This is a genomic window from Actinomycetospora lemnae, from assembly GCF_028737315.1.
GTDB classification, from domain to species: Bacteria; Actinomycetota; Actinomycetes; order Mycobacteriales; family Pseudonocardiaceae; genus Actinomycetospora; species Actinomycetospora lemnae.
This window is the reverse complement of record NZ_JAQZAO010000020.1, coordinates 48,165-66,188: the sequence shown is the minus strand read 5'-3', so window position 1 is coordinate 66,188 and position 18,024 is coordinate 48,165. Positions and strand designations below refer to the sequence as shown.

The window sequence follows — 18,024 nt, the reverse complement described above, 5'->3', positions numbered from 1 at the left end:
GACCGGCGCCGATCACGCGGCGGTGGTCGAGATGCTGAGCTACAACCCCGTGGCGGACGAGCTCGCGCAGCGGTTCGCCGACGCCGGCCACCGGCTCTACCTCGTCGGCGGCAGCGTCCGTGACGCGCTGCTCGGGCGGCACTCGGCCGACCTCGACTTCACCACCGACGCGCGCCCCGACGCCATCCAGCGGATCGTGTCGGGCTGGGCGGACGCCGTCTGGGACACCGGCATCATGTTCGGCACGGTCGGCCTGGTCCGTCGCGGCCTGACCTGTGAGGTCACCACCTTCCGCGCCGACGCCTACGACGGCGTGACCCGCAACCCGGTGGTGGCGTTCGGCGACACCGTCGAGGGCGACCTCGTGCGCCGCGACTTCACCGCCAACGCCATGGCGCTCTCGCTGCCCGACCGCACCTTCGTCGACCCGTACGGCGGGCTCGCGGCGCTGGCCCGCGGCGTCCTCGACACCCCCGGCGAGCCGGCGACCTCGTTCTCCGACGACCCGCTGCGCCTGCTGCGCGCGGCCCGCTTCGTCTCGCAGCTGGGTTTCGAGGTGGCCCCGCGGGTGCGCGAGGCGATGACGGAGATGGCGCCGCAGCTCGCGCGGATCACCGCCGAGCGGGTGCAGGCCGAGCTCTCGAAGCTGCTGCTCGGCGCCCACCCACGCCGCGGGATCGAGCTCATGGTCGACACGGGGCTCGCCGACGTCGTGCTGCCCGAGGTGCCGGCGATGCGCCTGGAGATCGACGAGCACGCCCAGCACAAGGACGTCTACGAGCACTCGCTGACGGTCCTGGAGCAGGCCATCGGACGCGAGACCGACGGCCCGGACCTCGTCCTGCGCCTCGCCGCGCTGCTCCACGACATCGGCAAGCCCGCGACCCGCAAGGTCGAGCCGGGGCGGCGGGTGAGCTTCCACCACCACGAGGTCGTCGGCGCGAAGATGACGCGCAAGCGCCTGCGCGAGCTGCGCTACCCGAAGCAGGTCGTCGAGGACGTCGCGCAGCTCGTGTTCCTGCACCTGCGCTTCCACGGCTACGGCAAGGGCGAGTGGACCGACTCGGCCGTGCGCCGCTACGTCACCGACGCCGGCCCGCTGCTCGAGCGGCTGCACAAGCTCGTCCGCTCGGACTCGACCACGCGCAACAAGCGCCGCGCCGCCGCCCTGCAGCGCTCCTACGACGACCTCGAGGAGCGGATCACGCGGATCGCGCAGGAGGAGGACCTCGCGCGCGTCCGCCCCGACCTCGACGGTAACGCGATCATGGAGCTGCTCGGGATCCCGCCGGGGCCGCTGGTCGGGAAGGCGTGGCGCCACCTCAAGGACGTGCGCCTCGAGCGCGGGCCGCTCTCCGACGACGAGGCGCGCGCGGAGCTGCTGGCGTGGGCGGCCGCGGAGGGGATCGGGTCGGGGGAACCGTCCGGGGAGTAGCCGCGTCGAACCCGGTGTGGGATCCCCTGCGATCAGCTATGTCTTCGGCACCGGGCAGGGCCCGGTCCACCGGCACGTCTCGCCGGCCGACGCCGACCTGCCCGGAGGAGTCGGCGCGCCCGACGCGGTGACGCTCGACTTCGACGGCGACGGGCGGGTCGACGACGCGCTGTGGGACAGCGACGGCGACGGCGCCGCCGACCGCTCGCTGCTCGACCTCGACGACGACGGGCGGCCCGACCACGCCTACACCGACCCGGCGGGCCGCGGGCTGTGGGACGCGCGGGCGCCCCTGGACGTCGCGGCGGCGCCCGCCGCGGGGGTCGCGATGGAGTGGACCGACGTCCGCGGCCGCGCGGCCCGCGCCGACCCCGCGCTCGACACCGACGGCGACGGGGTGCTCGACGGGGCGGCGGTCGACGCCGACCACGAGCCGGGCACCGAGGTGGTCAGCGACCTCGACGGCGACGGGCGCGCCGACCAGCTGCTCGTGGACGCCGACGACGACGGCCGGGCGGAGCTGGCCTACCTGTCGGGCGCGCCGGGGTCGGCGTCGGCGCGCTGGGACGTGCTGCTGGTCGACACCGACGGCGACGGCGCGGTGGACGCGACGGTCGCCGAGGGGGCGGCGGGCTGGGTGCCGCCCTGATCCCGCCGCGGCACCCGGAGGCCCTCGGCCCGCAGGGCGAGCTCGTGCACCACGAGCCCGAGCAGGTAGAGGCCCGCGGCCAGCACGAGCAGCAGCGGCGAGCGCCCGCTCGGCGGGGCCACGAACGCCGCACCGGCGACGGCGACGACGTAGGTGACGTTGAACGTGGTGTCCGAGAGCGAGAAGACGCGCCCGCGCACGTCGTCGCCGACCTCGCGCTGCACCGCGGCGTCCGAGCACAGCTTGATCGCCTGACCCACCAGCCCGAGGACGAACGACCCGGCGAGGATCGTGGGCAGCGTCATCGGCAGCCCGAGCCCCAGCAGCGCCACGGCCGCGAGCACCAGCATCACGCGCACGGTGCCGGCGCGCCCGACCCTGCCGGTGAGCCACGGCGTCACCACGGCCGCGACCCCGAGGCCGGCGGCGACGGCCGCGACCACCTCACCCAGCCCCGCGATCCCGGCCTTGAGCGGGCCGACGTCGGTCAGCGAGTTGCGCATGAGCAGCAGCACCACGAGCGTCGTGATGCCGAAGGCCAGGCGGTGGGCGGCGACGGCGCCGAACGCGGCGAGCACCCCGGGGGCGTCGCGGGCCGCCCGCGCGCCGTCCACGAGGCCCGACGCGACGGCGCGGATGGCCTGCGCGGCCTCCGTGCGCTCGTCGGGACCCAGCGTGCCGCGCCGGATCGTCGAGGCCACCGCCACGATGAGCAGCGAGCCGACCGCCGCGGCGGCCGTGGTCCACGCCGCGTCCGCGTCCTGGGGCCCGACGAGCCCGCGCAGCCCGATCGCGCACCCGGCACCGATCGCCGCCGCGACCGCACCCGAGGTCGTGACCAGCGAGTTCGCGCCGACGAGGTGCTCGGGCGCGACGACGTGCGGCAGCGCCGCGGACAGGCCGGCCTGGATGAAGCGGCTGACACCGATGGTGGCCAGCGCGCCGAGGTAGAGCGCCGGCCCCGTGACCCCGGCGAGGACCACCCCCGCCGTGAGCAGCGTCAGCACGCCGCGCAGCGCGCCGGCGACGATCATGACGCGGCGTCGGTCCCAGCGGTCGAGCAGCGCGCCGGCGAACGGCCCGATGATCGAGTAGGGCAGCAGCACGGTCGCGAGCCCGAGGGCGACCATGACCGGGTCCGCCTCGCGCTCGGGGCTGAACAGCACGAGGCCCCCGAGGGCCGCCTGGAACACGCCGTCGCCCCACTGCGCGCCCAGCCGGACCGTGAGCAGCTTGCCGAAGCCGGGGTGGGTGAGCAGCTCGCGCAGCCGCCCGATCGGGCCGCGCGCGGGGGTGGTGCCGGTCCTCGGAGGCGCGACGGGGCCGGGAGCGACGGGCACGGGCGCCCACGCTACGCGCTCGGTGTCCGGAACGGGCCGGGGCTGCGGGGGCCGTTCGGTGTACCTCGGTGACCCGTTGTCCACGGCCCGCTCGGCGGGCCGGCGCCCGGTCGGGAGGTGCTCGTCACCACCGGCGACCGTGCCTGCCGAGACGCGGCGCGCCGGTGCGACGATGGTCGCGTGGCCAGTGGTGTGGGTGAACATCAGCAGGCCGAGGTCGAGGCGGGGACGCTCCTCGTGGCCTCCCCGACCCTGACCGACCCCAACTTCGCGCGCTCGGTCGTGTTCGTCATCGACCACCGGCCGGCGGGCACCCTCGGGGTCGTCCTCAACCGGCCCAGCGAGGTCTCGGTCGCCGACGTCCTGCCGTCGTGGGGTCCGCACACCAGCAGCCCGGACGCCGTGTTCGTCGGCGGGCCGGTCGAGCAGCGCACCGCCCTCTGCCTCGCCGCCCTGCGCACCGGCGAGGACCCGGCCCGCACCGGCGGCGTCGTCGGCGTCCGCGGACCGGTCGCGCTCGTCGACCTCGACGGCGACCCCGACGACCTCGCCCCCCGCGTCCGCGGCCTGCGCGTCTTCGCGGGCTACTCGGGCTGGGACCGCGGCCAGCTCGCCGGCGAGATCCAGCGCGGCGACTGGTACGTCGTGCCGGCCCTGCCCGACGACGTCCTCGCCCCCGCCGGCTACGACCTCTGGGGCGGGGTCCTGCGCCGTCAGGGCGTCCCCCTCGCGCTCCTCGCCACCCACGTCACCGAGCCGCGCCGGAACTGAGCGCGCCGGTCGTCCGCAGCGAACGTGCTGTTCGCTGCTTCTACGCGCACGAACTCCCCGTTCGCTCGCCGCGCTCGGACGGCCGGTCGGGCCTAGCGTCGAGCCCGTGCGACGCGTCGAACCCGGTCCCGGGCAGGAGTCGGTGTGGGACTACCCGCGCCCCCCGCGGGCGGAGGCCGTGCGCCGGCGCGCGGTGGTCACGCACGCGGGCACCGTCGTCGCCGACACCGACGACCTGGTGCGCGTGCTCGAGACGAGCCACCCGCCGACCTGGTACCTCCCGCGCACCGCGTTCACCGACGGCGTGCTGCGACCGGCGCAGCGCCGGACGGTGTGCGAGTGGAAGGGCACGGCCCGCTACGTCGACGTCGTCGTGCCGGGCGCGGCGCCGCTGACCGAGGTCGGCTGGTGGTATCCCGAGGACGCGGTGTACCCCCAGCTGGCCGACCGGGTCGCGCTCTACCCCGCGCCGTTCGACGAGATCACCCTCGACGGCGAGCGCGTCGAGCCCCAGCCCGGCGGGTTCTACGGCGGCTGGATCACGAGCGACGTCGTCGGCCCCTTCAAGGGCGCGCCCGGCACCTGGGGCTGGTGACTCAGGCGCCGGCCTGGGCGCGCGGGCAGATCGCGCACGCGCCCCCGCAGGCGCCGGCGGCGGGCGCACACGCCTGCTCCTCCGGCTCCTCCGGCACGCCCGCCGTGCACGGCGTCGCGGGCATCGCCGCCAGGGCCTCGTGCTCGGCCTGCTCGGCCTCGGCGAACCGGGAGCCGATGACGCCACCGGCGCCCAGCAGCCCGACCAGCGCGAGCGCCCCGAGCACGAGCATCGTCACCCCGGCGCCGGTCGTCGCGGCGCCGAGCGCGGTCCCCGCCCCCGCGAGCCCGGCCACGCCGGCGCCCACGAAGGCGGGCGCGGCGGCGCGGTTGGCGCGGCGGAACGCGTCGACGCTGTGCATGGTCCACACGGTGCGCACGCCGAGGACGCGGTTGCGCGGCAGGCGGTGCCGCAGGGCGAGCAGGCCGGCGCCGCCCACCACGAGCGCCGCCACCGCCAGGACCAGGGCCGGGACGATCACACCCCCAGAGTAGGCTCGCCGGTGTCCTCGCGGGATCCGCGGTGCCCCGTGGGGCGCGGCGCGCGGGTCGACGGCGAACCATCCCCGACGGGACCGCCGGACCCGGTCGCGGGCCTCCCCGCGGGACGACCCGAGGTCGATACCCAGGAGGAGTGCCGTGACCGCCGAGCCCGAGGTGGCGAGCCGCGCCGACGCAGGCGGCGGCAGCGGCGTCCCGCCGTACCGCTACACGGCCGCGCTGGCCAACGAGATCGAGCGGCGCTGGCAGGACCACTGGGAGTCGCAGGACACGTTCGCCGTCGCGAACCCGTCCCCGGACGGGCCGGCCCCGGCGGGCGAGAAGTTCTACCTGCTCGACATGTTCCCCTACCCGTCGGGCGCCGGGCTGCACGTCGGCCACCCGCTGGGGTTCATCGGCACCGACGTCCTCGGCCGCTTCCTGCGCATGACCGGGCGCACGGTGCTGCACGCCATGGGCTTCGACGCGTTCGGCCTGCCCGCCGAGCAGTACGCGGTGCAGACCGGGACGCACCCGCGGACCACCACCGAGGCGAACATCGCCCGCTACCGCGCGCAGATCCGCCAGCTCGGCCTCGCCCACGACGAGCACCGGTCGGTGTCCACCACGGACGTCGAGTTCTACCGGTGGACGCAGTGGATCTTCCTGCAGATCCACGCGTCCTGGTACGACACCGAGGCCGGTCGGGCCCGCCCGATCAGCGAGCTCGAGGACGAACTGACGGCGGGCATCCGCGCGCTGCCCGACGGCCGCGACTGGGCGACGCTGTCGCGTCCCGAGCAGGACCGGGTGCTCGACGACCACCGCCTGGCCTACCTCGCCGACGCGCCCGTGAACTGGTGCCCGGCGCTGGGCACGGTGCTCTCCAACGAGGAGGTCACCGCCGACGGACGCTCCGAGCGCGGCAACTTCCCCGTGTTCCGGCGCAACCTGCGCCAGTGGATGATGCGGATCACCGCGTACGCGGACCGCCTGGCCGACGACCTCGACGGCGTCGACTGGCCCGACTCGGTCAAGACGATGCAGCGCAACTGGATCGGGCGCTCGCAGGGCGCGCAGGTCCGGTTCGCCTCGGACGCCGGCCCCATCGAGGTGTTCACCACCCGCCCGGACACCCTGTTCGGCGCGACCTACCTCGTGCTGGCGCCCGAGCACCCGCTGGTCGACGCGCTGACCCCGGACGCCTGGCCGTCGCCCCCCACCGGCGACGAGCTCGACGGCCGCTGGACCGGCGGCGCCGCGACGCCCGCCGAGGCCGTCGCCGGCTACCGCCGCGTCGTCGCCCAGCGCTCCGACCTCGAGCGCCAGGAGGCCCGTGACAAGACCGGCGTCTTCACCGGCGCCTGGGCGACCAACCCGGTCAACGGCGAGCCGCTGCCGATCTTCGTCGCCGACTACGTGCTCATGGGCTACGGCACCGGCGCGATCATGGCGGTGCCCGGCCAGGACCAGCGCGACTGGGACTTCGCGACGGTCTTCGGCCTGCCGATCCGCCGCACGGTCCAGCCGCCCGAGGGCTTCGACGGCGAGGCCTACGTCGGCGCGGGCCCGGCGATCAACTCCGCCAACGACGAGATCAGCCTGGACGGGCTGGAGGTCGACGCGGCGAAGTCGGCGATCGTCGCCTGGCTCGCGGGGCGCGGTGACGGGGAGCCGGTGGTGCAGTACAAGCTGCGCGACTGGCTGTTCTCCCGCCAGCGCTACTGGGGCGAGCCGTTCCCCATCGCCTACGCGGCCGACGGGGAGAGCGACGGCGGGCCCTCGATCCCCCGCGCCCTGCCCGAAGCGGACCTGCCGGTGCTGCTGCCCGACGTCGAGGACTACGCCCCGAAGTCGTTCGCGCCCGACGACCGCGACTCCTCGCCCGAGTCGCCGCTGGCCCGCGCCACCGAGTGGGTGCGGTTCACCGCGGACCTGGAGTCCGACCCCGAGCGGGGCTTCGCCGACTACCTCCGCGAGACCAACACGATGCCCCAGTGGGCCGGCTCGTGCTGGTACTACCTGCGCTACCTCGACCCGCACAACAAGGAGCGCTTCGTCGACGCCGACGTCGAGCGCTACTGGCTCGGCCCGCAGGGCCCCGGCGACCCGGGCGGCGTCGACCTCTACGTCGGCGGCGTCGAGCACGCGGTGCTGCACCTGCTCTACGCCCGGTTCTGGCACAAGGTGCTGTTCGACCTCGGGTACGTCTCGTCGTCCGAGCCGTTCCGCAAGCTGTTCAACCAGGGCTACGTCCAGGCCTGGGCCTACACCGACGCGCGCGGGGTCTACGTACCGGCCGAGGAGGTCGTCGAGGACGCCTCCGCGTCCACCGGATTCACGTGGAACGGCGAGCCGGTGCGCCAGGAGTACGGGAAGATGGGCAAGTCGCTGCGCAACGTGGTGACGCCCGACGAGATGTGCGAGGCCTACGGGGCCGACACGTTCCGGCTCTACGAGATGTCGACCGGGCCGATGGAGGCCTCGCGCCCCTGGTCGACGCGCGACGTCGTCGGCTCGCACCGCTTCCTGCAGCGCGTGTGGCGCCTGGTGATCGACGAGCAGACCGGTGAGCTGCGCGTCGCCGACACCGAGCCCGACCGCGACACCCTCACCGCCCTGCACCGGGCGATCGACGGCGTGCGCACCGACCTGCCGGCGATGCACTACAACACCGCGGTCGCGAAGCTCATCGAGCTGGCGAACCACCTGACCAAGACCTACCCGAACGGCGGCACCCCGCGGTCGGTGATCGAGCCGCTGGTGCTGCTGCTCGCGCCGCTGTGCCCGCACCTCGCCGAGGAGCTGTGGTCGCGGCTGGGCCACCCGCAGACGCTGGCGTACGCGCCGTTCCCGGAGGCGGACCCGGCGCTGCTGGTCGAGGACACGGTCGAGTACCCGATCCAGGTCAACGGGAAGGTCCGCTCGCGCATGACCGTGCCGGCCGCGGCGACCGAGGACGAGGTCCGGGCGGCCGCGCTCGCCGACGCCAAGGTGGTCGAGCTGCTCGCCGGCGCCGAGCCGCGCAAGGTCATCGTCGTCCCCGGGCGCCTGGTCAACATCGTCCGCTGAGGTTCGCGGTGTCGAGCGAAGGGCACCTTCGATCGCTTAGACGAGCGAGGGGCGCCCTTCGCCACGGGTCGGCCGCGGCTGCGAGCTCCCGCCGGTTGAGCGAAGGGCACCTTCGATCGGGTAGACCGGCGGAGGGCGCCCTCGGCCAGAACCCGCTCACCGCCGGCCTGAGTCGCACCTGGTTCTGAGCGAACGGTCCCTTCGCTCAGACCGGGAGCCGGCCGCGCGGCCGCTGCGTCCAACTCGACATGCCTCGTCGTGCACGGGTCGACTGGGATGCGGTGCGCGACGCCGCTCCCCACGGCCTCATCCTCGTCCGTGATCTCCGCGCGCTCGGCGTCCCGTCGAGCACGATCGCCTTCCGTTGCCGCAAGGTCGGGGGCTCGTGGTGGCGCCCGCTCCTCGGCCTCGTGGCCCTCGCCCGGGGAACGCTCACCGTCCACCAGCGCCTCGTCGCTGCGCTGCTCGTGACCGGGGAGGACGCGCTCGTCACCGGGCTCGCCGCGTGCCGGCTGTACGGTCTGAAGAACGTGCCCGAGCACGACTTCGTGCACGTCCTGATCGGCCACAGGAGCCGGCACCGCTCCGAGGGTTTCCTGGTGGCCGAACGCACGACGCGGATGCCGCCGTCCCGTGTGCTCGACGACGTGCGCTGCGCCGCGCTGCCCCGGGCCGTGCTGGACGGTGCCCGCCGCCTCGCTCGGATCGACGAGGTCCGCGCCCTCCTGTGCGAGGCGGTGCAGCGGCGCATGGTGACCGTCTCCGCCCTGCGCGAGGAGATCGAGGCCGGCTCGTGTCGCGGGTCCGCCCTCGTGCGCGCCGTGATCGTCGAGCTCGAGGACGGTGTCCGTTCCGCGGCCGAGGCATGGCTGCGCGAGCTGGTGAACGGCATGGACGACTTCCCGGTCGTCCACTGGAACGCCGATCTCCGGCGGGCAGACGGGTCCCGTCTCGCCTGCGTCGACGGACTGGTCGACGGGGTGCCGCTGGTGATCGAGCTCCACTCGTTCGCGCACCACGCCGATCTCGACACGTTCGACGCCACCATGCGGCGCCAGGGCGAGCTCGGTGCGGCCGGGTACATCGTCGTCCCCGTCACTCCGAGGGAGCTGCGGGAGGACCCGGACGGCGTCCGACGCAAGCTGCGCGCCGCCATCCAGGAGGCCCGGTCGCGCGACGCTCGCGCGGCGTGACGGGCGCGCCGACCCGGTGCTGAGCCAAGGGCCCCTTCGATCGACGAGATCGATCAAAGGGGCCCTTGGCTCCGACTGTTGCCCGCCAGGCTTCCGGCGAAGGGCGCCCTCCGCCGATCTATCCGATCGAAGGTGCCCTTCGCTCAGAACCCCGCGCGCCGACGACGACGCGTCAGGCGGGCCCGCGCTCGCCGCGGATGAACTCCTCGACGCGGTCGTAGGCCACCGAGTCGCGGTACTGCTCGGGCGGCGACTTCATGAAGTACGACGACGGCGCGAGCAGCGGGCCGCCGATGCCGCGGTCGGCCGCGATCTTCGCCGCCCGCACGGCGTCGATGATGATGCCCGCGGAGTTCGGTGAGTCCCAGACCTCGAGCTTGTACTCGAGCGACAGCGGCACGTCGCCGAAGGCGCGCCCCTCGAGGCGGACGTAGGCCCACTTGCGGTCGTCGAGCCACGGCACGTGGTCCGACGGGCCGATGTGGACGTTGCCCTTGCCCATGTCGCGGTCGATCTGCGACGTCACCGAGTTGGTCTTCGACGTCTTCTTCGACTCGAGGCGCTCGCGCTCGAGCATGTTGCGGAAGTCCATGTTGCCGCCGACGTTGAGCTGCATCGTGCGGTCGAGGTGGACGCCGCGGTCCTCGAAGAGCTTCGCGAGCACGCGGTGGGTGATGGTGGCGCCGACCTGCGACTTGATGTCGTCGCCGACGATCGGCACGCCCGCGTCGGTGAACTTCTGCGCCCACTCGGGGTCGGACGCGATGAACACCGGCAGCGCGTTGACGAAGGCCACGCCGGCGTCGATGGCGCACTGCGCGTAGAACTTGTCGGCCTCCTCGCTGCCCACGGGCAGGTAGGAGACGAGCACGTCGGCGCGGGCCTCGCGCAGGGCGGCGACGACGTCGACCGGGTCGCCGTCGGCCTCGGTGATGGTCTCGCGGTAGTAGCGCCCGAGCCCGTCGTAGGTGTGGCCGCGCTGGACGGTCACGCCGGTCGGGGGCACGTCGGCGATGCGGATCGTGTTGTTCTCCGACGCCACGATGGCGTCGGCGAGATCCTGGCCGACCTTCTTGGCGTCGACGTCGAACGCGGCCACGAACTCGAGGTCGCGGACGTGGTACCCGCCGAAGTCGACGTGCATCAGACCCGGCACCCGTGTGGCCGGGTCGGCGTCGGCGTAGTACTGCACGCCCTGCACGAGCGACGCGGCGCAGTTGCCCACGCCGACGATCGCCACTCGGACCGAACCCATGGCAGTTCTCCTCTTGTCTCTTCCTCGGGGGTGACGGGTGACGGACCTGTGGGGTGTCAGGCGCCGTGTGGGGACGGGCCGGCGGTGGTGCCCGGCCCGTCGTCGGGGCTCCTCGGCGAGCTCTCGCCGCGCTCGGCGGCGATGAGCTCGTTGAGCCAACGGACCTCGCGCTCCGTGGACTCGAGACCGATGCGGTGCAGCTCGCGGGTGTAGTGGTCGATCTGCTCGCCGGCCCGGGACAGCGTGGAGCGCAACCCTTCGCGGCGCTCCTCCACCTGGCGCCGCCGGCCCTCGAGGATGCGCATGCGCACGTCGACCGGCGTCCGGGAGAAGAAGGCCAGGTGGATGCCGAAGCTCTCGTCGTCCCAGGCCTGCGGACCGACCTCGGCGAGCAGCTCGTCGAAGCGGTCCTTGCCCTCGGCGGTCAGCTCGAACACCCGCCGCCCGCGGCGCGTCTTCGCGCCCCAGGAGCTGCGGGACGCCGAGCGCGAGGAGCGGGATCGGGAGGACGCGGCGGTCTCGGCGCCCTCGTCGGCGGTGTCGTCGGCCGTGTCGGTGGTCTCGGCGATCAGTCCGGCACGTTGGAGCCGGCGCAGGGTCGGGTAGAGCGAGCCCCAGGAGAACGCGCGGAAGGTGCCGAGGCGGGCGTGGAGCTGCTTGCGCAGCTGGTAGCCGTGCATCGGTGCCTCGTGGAGCAGGCCGAGGACCGCGAGCTCGAGCACCGGCCGCCTCCCCCCTCGCGCGTGCCCATCGCCGGGTCGTCGCGACGATCACGGCGACCTCTGCGACGACCATATCGGACCGATACATCACGCGACCCCGATCGGCGATCACGTCACAGTCCGCCCACCCTCCGGCCCCTCGCGAGCACGGGACGGACCGGGCCGCGGTGGCTAGGCTGGCGTCGTGCCGGGAGTTCGTCAGGTGGTCGACTACGCGCTGCAGCGCCGCGCGGTGCTCGCGGACGTCGCGGCCGGCCGCGTGGCCACCGCCGACGCCTGCGACGCGGGGGTCTACCTGCTCCAGGCCGCCTCGTACCACGGCCGGCCCACCGCCCGGCCGTGCCCGCTCTGCCGGCAGGAACCGATCGTCGAGGTCAACTGGATCTTCGGTGAACGCCTCGGTGCGGCCGCCGGATCCGCTCGATCCGCCGACGAGATCAGCCGTCTGGCGGATGCGATCAGCGAGTTCACCGTCCACGTCGTGGAGGTCTGCCGGTCGTGCCGGTGGAACCACCTCGTACAGTCATACGTCTTGGGGACCGACGACGCGTCGGGAGGAGGCCGCCGGCGACGCCGGACCGCCTCCCCCTGACGGCTCCGGCCGATCGGGGCCCCGGGACCGACGGGAGGGCCCACGGGGGCCTGAACAAGGGGCACCACCCGGCATCGGGAGGCGAATCGGTGGACGACGAGCGGCGCACGGACCGCGGGGGCACCCGACCCTCCGCGCCCGACCGCGGCACCCCACCCGCGCCGCCGCCCCGGTCCGCCCGCGGTGGTCCCCCGCCCGGTCCGCACGGCGGTCCCGGTCGCCCGCCCGCGGGACCACCGCCCGGCCCACCGCCGGCTCCCGGACGCCCGGGGCAGCGCCCGCCGGGGCCCCGCAACGGCGTCCCGCACCCCGACGGCGGCCTGCCCCCGGGCTGGCGTCCCGTCCCTCCGTCGCAGAACCCCACCCGCCAGCACGAGCACGACCCCGGCGACGCCCCGACGGTCACGAACGGCACAGCCACGTCGGCCGCGCCGGCCACGTCGGCGGCGCCGGCCGCGCGCCGCAGCGCCGTCGGCACCGTCACACCGCCCGAGGGGCGCGAGACGGTCCGCGAGCCGCGCCTGCTGACCCACGACACCGCGCGCCCCCGCGGCGGGGACGAGGGCCGCAACGGCTCGGCCACCCGAGCGATGGCGCCGACCGCCGCGGCCGGGTCGTCGCGTGCCGCCATGGCCGCCGGCGGGCTCTCCGGCACCGCGGTGGCCCCGTCGCGCTCGCGTCCCGGCGGACCCGGCGGTGGCGACGACGGTGGCGACGAGCCGCCGCGTGGGCGCCGGCCCGGCCGACCCGGCCCACCCGGCCCCGTGCCGAAGCGTCGCGGGCGCCGCCTCCGGCGCGTCGTCGTCCTGCTGCTCGGCCTGGTGATCCTCGGCCCGGTGCTCGCGTTCGCGGTCGGCTGGATCTTCTTCCGCGTGCCGACGCCCGACGACGCGGCCAACAACCAGGTCGCCACGATCTCCTACGCCAACGGGTCGTCGCTGGCCTCGCTCGTGCCCGAGCAGGGCAACCGGATCAAGGTGCCGATCACCCAGGTGCCGCTGCACGTCCAGCAGGCCGTGCTCTCGGCCGAGGACCGATCCTTCTACTCCAACCTCGGCTTCGACCCCGTCGGCATCCTGCGGGCCACCTGGAACCAGGCCACCGGTGGGACCGGCGGCGGGTCGACGATCACGCAGCAGTACGTCAAGAACGTGCTGGTGGGCGACGAGTACTCGCTCTGGCGCAAGTACCGCGAGGTGGTGATCGCCGCGAAGATCTCCCAGGAGCAGAGCAAGGAGGAGATCCTCGGCAACTACCTCAACACGATCTACTTCGGCCGCGGCGCCTACGGCATCCAGGCCGCCTCGCAGTCGTACTTCGGCAAGGACGTCTCGCAGCTGAACGTCTCCGAGGGCGCGATGCTCGCCGGGCTCATCCAGTCGCCGTCGCGCTGGGACCCGGCCGTCGACCCCGGCATGTCGCAGCAGCGCTGGACCTTCGTCCTCGACGGCATGGTGAGCCAGAACTGGCTGCCCGCCGGCGAGCGGGCGGGCCAGACGTTCCCGGCGACGATCCCGCCGCAGCCGCGGCGCAGCGGCATCCCGGCCAACGACCGCGGCCACATCGTCTCGGCGGTGCGCGACGAGCTGAACTCCTACGGGATCACCGAGCAGCAGGTGAACCAGGAGGGTCTGCAGGTCACGACGACGATCGACCCGGAGCTGCAGGACGAGGCCGTCGAGTCGGTCGAGCGCCAGCTGCGCGGCCAGCCGCAGAACCTGCGCACGGCGCTGGTGTCGGTCGACCCGCGCACGGGCGCGGTGCTCGCCTACTACGGCGGGCAGGAGGGCTCGGGGTTCGACTACGCCCAGGCCCAGCGGCAGCCCGGCTCGTCGTTCAAGCCGTTCGTGCTGCTCGCGGGGCTGCAGCGCAACCCGTCGCCGATCGGTCTCGGCACCACGTTCGACGGCTCGAGCCCGCAGACGATCGCGGGCACCGAGGTCGAGAACAACGAGGGCGAGAACTGCGCCAACTGCGACCTGCGCACCGCCATGACGCAGTCGATCAACACCGTCTTCTACCAGCTCGGCGTCCAGGTGGGCCCGCAGCGCGTGGCGGACGCGGCGCACCAGGCCGGCATCAGCGCCGAGCTCCCCAACCCCTCGGGCGGCATCTCGCTGGGTGACCGCGAGGTCCGGCCCGGCGACATGGCCGCGGCCTACGGCACGTTCGCGGCCGACGGCGTCTACCACCGTCCGCACCTCGTCAGCCGTGTCACCACCGCCGACGGACGCGTCCTGTTCGACGCCGGCGCGCCGGCGGGCGAGACGCGGATGACCCAGCAGCTCGCCCGCAACGTCACCGAGGCGATGCTGCAGGTGGCCGACCACTCGGGGATCCCGCTGGCCGGTGGCCGTCCGGTGGCCGCGAAGACGGGCACCGTGCAGTCGTCGGTGGAGGGCCAGAACAACGACGCGTGGATGGTCGGGTTCACGCCCTCGATCTCCACGGCGGTCTGGGTCGGCACCGACGACAACACGCCGATCAAGAACCGCGGCGGCGCGCCGATCTACGGGCGCGGCGTGCCCGGCCAGATCTGGCAGGGCTTCATGAACGACGCCCTGCGCGGCGACCCCGTCGAGCAGTTCTCGGAGTTCCGGCCGATCGGCACCCCGCCGCAGACGACGCCCACCGTCCCGCCCGAGGGGCAGTGCGTCGAGGGCCAGCCGTGCCCGCCCGAGGGCCAGGACCAGGGCGGCGACCAGGGTGGCTACGAGGGCGACCAGGGCCAGTACGGCGGTGACCAGGGCGGCTACTACGGCGGTGACCAGGGCCAGTACGGCGGCGACGGCGGCGGTGACCAGGGCGGTCAGGGCGGCGGCGACGGTGGCGGCCAGGGTGGCGGCGACGGCGGTGGCGGCGACGGCGGCGGCGGTCAGGGTGGCGGCCAGGGTGGCGGCGACGGTGGCGGCGGCGACGGTGGCGGCGGCGGTCTGTTCGGTGGTGGCTGACCGGCACCGGCCCGGCGCCGGGGTCGCGTGACCGGCGCTCCCGCGCGCTCCGGCTCGTCGCGGGCGCGCACCCACGACCCCGCCTCGCTCGGCCCCGACCAGCGGGTGCGGCCCACCCAGGAGGACCCGTTCGTCGCGTCGCTCTCGGCGACGATCGGCGGACCGCTGGGCGAGCACGCCGTCGCCGGCCGGGCGCGGTTCTTTACCCCGCTGCGGGTGGTGCTGCTGCTCGCGGTCGTCGTGCTGGCGCTCGCCTGGTTCGCCAAGGCGCCGTGCCTGCAGCAGTACCCGGGTGACGACGGGCTCGAGCTCGACTGGCGCGACGGCCGCCAGTACGTCGCGATGTGCTACTCGGATACGGTCCCGCTCTACACCGCCGAGCGCCTCGACGTCGGCGGCGTGCCGTACGTGACCTCGTGGGTCGACCGCCGCGACGACGGCAGCGAGCAGGTCCGCTACATGGAGTACCCGGTGCTCACCGGGTTCTTCCAGTGGGCCAACGCGCGCCTCGCGGACCTCTGGCTCGCCGGCGCCGACGCGGGCCTGCTCCCGGGCGGGCTCGCGGTCGTCGTCTACTTCGACATCTCCGCGTTCTGGCTCGCGCTCGCCTGGCTGGTGACGATCTGGGCGCTCGTCCGCCTGCGACCCGGGCGGCCGTGGGACGCCGCGCTGGCCGCGGTGTCGCCGCTGGTCGCGGTGCATGCGTTCACCAACTTCGACACGCTCGCCGTCGCCGCCGCCACGCTCGGGATGCTCGCCTGGTCGCGGCGCCGCCCGGTGCTGGCCGGCGTCGTCCTCGGCATCGGCGCGGCGGCGAAGCTCTACCCGCTGTTCCTGCTCTTCCCGCTGCTGCTCCTGTGCCTGCGCGCGGGACGGATGCGGGCGTGGGCGCAGGCGACCGCGGCCGGGGTGCTGGCGTGGGCGCTGCTCAACCTGCCGGTGGCCTACCTGGCGCCCGCGGGCTGGTGGGAGTTCTTCCGGCTCAACGGCGAGCGCGGCGCGGACCCGGACTCGCTGTACAACGTCGTCGCCGGCCTCACCGGCTGGAGCGGGTTCGACGGGCCGCTCGCGCCCGGGCAGCCGCCGACGGTGCTCAACGCCGTCAGCGCCGTCCTGTTCGCGGTCTGCTGCCTGGCGATCGCGGTGCTCGTCGTGCGCGCGCCGCGGCGGCCGCGGTTCGCGGCGATCGCGTTCCTCGTGATCGTGGCGTTCCTGCTGACCAACAAGGTGTGGAGCCCGCAGTACTCGCTGTGGCTCGTGCCCCTCGCGGTGCTCGCGTACCCGCGGTGGCGCCCGCTGCTGGCGTGGATGCTGCTCGACGCGCTGGTGTGGGCGCCGCGGATGTACTACTACCTCGGCACCGACGCCAAGGGTCTGCCCGCGCCCTGGTTCTACGGTGCGGTGATCGTGCGCGACGTCGCGGTCCTCGCCGTCGCCGCGCTGGTCGTGCGGTCGGTCCTGCGTCCCGAGTACGACCCGATCCGCACGCCGCGCGACCCGTCGTTCTCCCGCGGGCTCGACGACCCCGACGGCGGCGTGCTCGACGGCGCCCCCGACGAGGCGCGCCGCCTGGCCTACGCCGACGCCGTGCTCGACACCGTCGGTCGCCCCGTCGGGCGTCTGCTTCGGCGAGGGCGGGAGCGGACTGCAGTCCCTCGATGAGGGCGGGTCCGCACCGGCGGGCGTGTCGCAGGGCGACGAGCTCGGCGGGCGGGTGAGGCTCTGCGTCACCACCGGGCGACCTCCTCGTTGGTCACCACGTGCCGCCGGTCGGCCCGCTCCCCCGTGGGGCTCCGCCGGCACTCCCCCGGGCAGATGGAGAAAGGTCCCCTTCATGGCGCTGCGTGCTCCCCGCCTGCTGACGGCCGCCCTCGCCGGCGGCGTCCTGACGGGTTCGCTGCTCCTCGGTGCCGGGTCCGCGCTGGCGGCGCCGGCCGCGCCGGCCGCCGACGACGTCGTCGAGGCGCGCTGCGGGGACACGGTGCGCGCCGAGCCCGGCCAAACCGTCAAGGTGATCCCCGACCTCGGACTGCCGATCGTCCGCGAGGTCACCCGGGGCATGGAGCCGATCACCAAGCTCGTCGGCGGGCTCCTCTGCCGCGTGCAGGTGCAGGTCGTCGAGCCCGTCTCCGAGCAGGTCGCGCAGGCCGCCCCGCCGTTGCGCCCGGCGACCGACCAGCTCAGCCGCAGCGCGGGCGCGGTGCTCGACCCCGAGCCGCAGGAGGCGCCGACCTCCGCGTCCCGGGCCGCCCGCACGCCCGCGCCCGCCGCCGCCGCGCCGGCGCCGACCCTGACCCCGCAGCAGGCCGCGGCCGCCGCGCCGGCGTTCGCGCCCGCCTTCGGCGCGCTGCCCTCGTCGTTCCTGCGCTCGGCCTCCGGCCCCGCGCCGGGCCTGCGCGCCCTCGACCCGAACGCGCTGCTCGGCTCGGCGTTCCCCGGCCTGCGCGCCGGCGCCCCCGCCTACCTCGGCTACGACCCGGCCAGCGCGGTCACCACCGCGAGCCAGGTCCAGGCGCTGCCGGTGGACGGCCTGAGCGACGGCGGCGTGGGCGTGCCCGCGCTGATCGCCGTCCTCGCGCTCTCGGGCGTCGCGGCCTTCACGGTCCGCCGCCTCGTGCTCGGCAAGGCCGCGGTGGCGTCGTCCGTCTCCTCGGCGGCGGCGCCGGAGGACGAGACCGGCGCGAGTGACGGCGTCACCGACGCGACGCGCGCGGTGGGCACGGCCGAGGACCGCGAGGTCGACGAGGCCGAGGACACGGACGAGACCGACGCCGACGAGACCGACGCCGACGAGACCGACGCCGACGCGACCGACGCCGACGCCGTGCGCACCCCGGCCGTCGGCCGCACCCCCGTCCCGGCCTGAGCCGCGATCCGACGGAACCGTCCGGCGGGCTGCTGCGTCGGAGCCGGTAGGGCCTCGCGGGCCGTCGCGTGCAGCTTGGTAGCCTGACAGGACCGAGACCCTCC

At 74.8% G+C, this 18,024-nt stretch carries 13 protein-coding genes; 9 read left to right on the top strand and 4 right to left on the bottom strand.

What is annotated here, in order from left to right; all coding sequences use genetic code 11:
* Window positions 1–31: 31 nt before the first annotated feature.
* The gene (locus PGB27_RS28085) at window positions 32–1,435 is read left to right on the top strand and encodes a CCA tRNA nucleotidyltransferase (protein WP_274203759.1); all 1,404 of its coding nucleotides are present in this window, start codon (window positions 32–34) and stop codon (window positions 1,433–1,435) included.
* 525 nt (window positions 1,436–1,960) lie between these two features.
* Here PGB27_RS28085 and PGB27_RS28080 read toward each other — a convergent pair.
* Window positions 1,961–3,424 carry an MFS transporter gene (locus PGB27_RS28080; RefSeq protein WP_274203748.1) on the bottom strand — a complete coding sequence of 488 codons (1,464 nt, stop codon included), beginning with the start codon at window positions 3,422–3,424 and terminating at the stop codon, window positions 1,961–1,963.
* 180 nt (window positions 3,425–3,604) lie between these two features.
* On the opposite strand from PGB27_RS28080, the gene PGB27_RS28075 reads away from it, so the two are divergent.
* Both PGB27_RS28075 and PGB27_RS28070 read left to right on the top strand, forming a co-directional pair.
* Window positions 3,605–4,195 carry a YqgE/AlgH family protein gene (locus PGB27_RS28075; protein ID WP_274203747.1) on the top strand — a complete coding sequence of 197 codons (591 nt, stop codon included), beginning with the start codon at window positions 3,605–3,607 and terminating at the stop codon, window positions 4,193–4,195.
* Between the two features lie 106 nt (window positions 4,196–4,301).
* Window positions 4,302–4,790 carry a DUF427 domain-containing protein gene (locus tag PGB27_RS28070; protein WP_274203746.1) on the top strand — a complete coding sequence of 163 codons (489 nt, stop codon included), beginning with the start codon at window positions 4,302–4,304 and terminating at the stop codon, window positions 4,788–4,790.
* Window position 4,791: 1 nt separating this feature from the next.
* Here PGB27_RS28070 and PGB27_RS28065 read toward each other — a convergent pair whose 3' ends face one another.
* Entirely contained in the window at window positions 4,792–5,271 is a 480-nt protein-coding gene (locus PGB27_RS28065) for an SdpI family protein (protein ID WP_274203745.1), read from the bottom strand.
* A gap of 175 nt (window positions 5,272–5,446) precedes the next feature.
* Between PGB27_RS28065 and PGB27_RS28060 the strand changes: the two genes are divergently transcribed.
* Entirely contained in the window at window positions 5,447–8,341 is a 2,895-nt protein-coding gene (locus tag PGB27_RS28060; protein WP_274203758.1) for a leucine--tRNA ligase, read from the top strand.
* 281 nt (window positions 8,342–8,622) lie between these two features.
* Entirely contained in the window at window positions 8,623–9,534 is a 912-nt protein-coding gene (locus tag PGB27_RS28055; RefSeq protein WP_274203744.1) for a hypothetical protein, read from the top strand.
* A 172-nt stretch (window positions 9,535–9,706) separates the two neighbouring features.
* Here the strand turns inward: PGB27_RS28055 and PGB27_RS28050 are convergent, their stop codons facing one another.
* Both PGB27_RS28050 and PGB27_RS28045 read right to left on the bottom strand, forming a co-directional pair.
* Window positions 9,707–10,789 carry an inositol-3-phosphate synthase gene (locus tag PGB27_RS28050; RefSeq protein ID WP_274203743.1) on the bottom strand — a complete coding sequence of 361 codons (1,083 nt, stop codon included), beginning with the start codon at window positions 10,787–10,789 and terminating at the stop codon, window positions 9,707–9,709.
* Window positions 10,790–10,845: 56 nt separating this feature from the next.
* Entirely contained in the window at window positions 10,846–11,511 is a 666-nt protein-coding gene (locus PGB27_RS28045; protein ID WP_274203742.1) for a PadR family transcriptional regulator, read from the bottom strand.
* A 184-nt stretch (window positions 11,512–11,695) separates the two neighbouring features.
* Between PGB27_RS28045 and PGB27_RS28040 the strand changes: the two genes are divergently transcribed.
* The 4 genes from PGB27_RS28040 to PGB27_RS28025 all read left to right on the top strand — a co-directional run bounded on the left by PGB27_RS28040 (window position 11,696) and on the right by PGB27_RS28025 (window position 17,920).
* On the top strand, window positions 11,696–12,103 hold the full coding sequence (locus PGB27_RS28040) for a DUF5318 family protein (protein WP_274203741.1): 408 nt from the start codon (window positions 11,696–11,698) through the stop codon (window positions 12,101–12,103).
* An 89-nt stretch (window positions 12,104–12,192) separates the two neighbouring features.
* Window positions 12,193–15,054, top strand: a complete 2,862-nt coding sequence (locus tag PGB27_RS28035; protein ID WP_274203740.1) for a transglycosylase domain-containing protein — start codon at window positions 12,193–12,195, stop codon at window positions 15,052–15,054.
* Between the two features lie 27 nt (window positions 15,055–15,081).
* Window positions 15,082–16,716: a glycosyltransferase family 87 protein gene (locus PGB27_RS28030; RefSeq protein WP_274203739.1), complete on the top strand. Its 1,635-nt coding sequence runs from the start codon at window positions 15,082–15,084 to the stop codon at window positions 16,714–16,716.
* Between the two features lie 172 nt (window positions 16,717–16,888).
* Complete coding sequence (locus PGB27_RS28025; RefSeq protein WP_274203738.1) at window positions 16,889–17,920, top strand: hypothetical protein; 1,032 nt, start codon at window positions 16,889–16,891, stop codon at window positions 17,918–17,920.
* The last annotated feature ends 104 nt before the right edge of the window (window positions 17,921–18,024 follow it).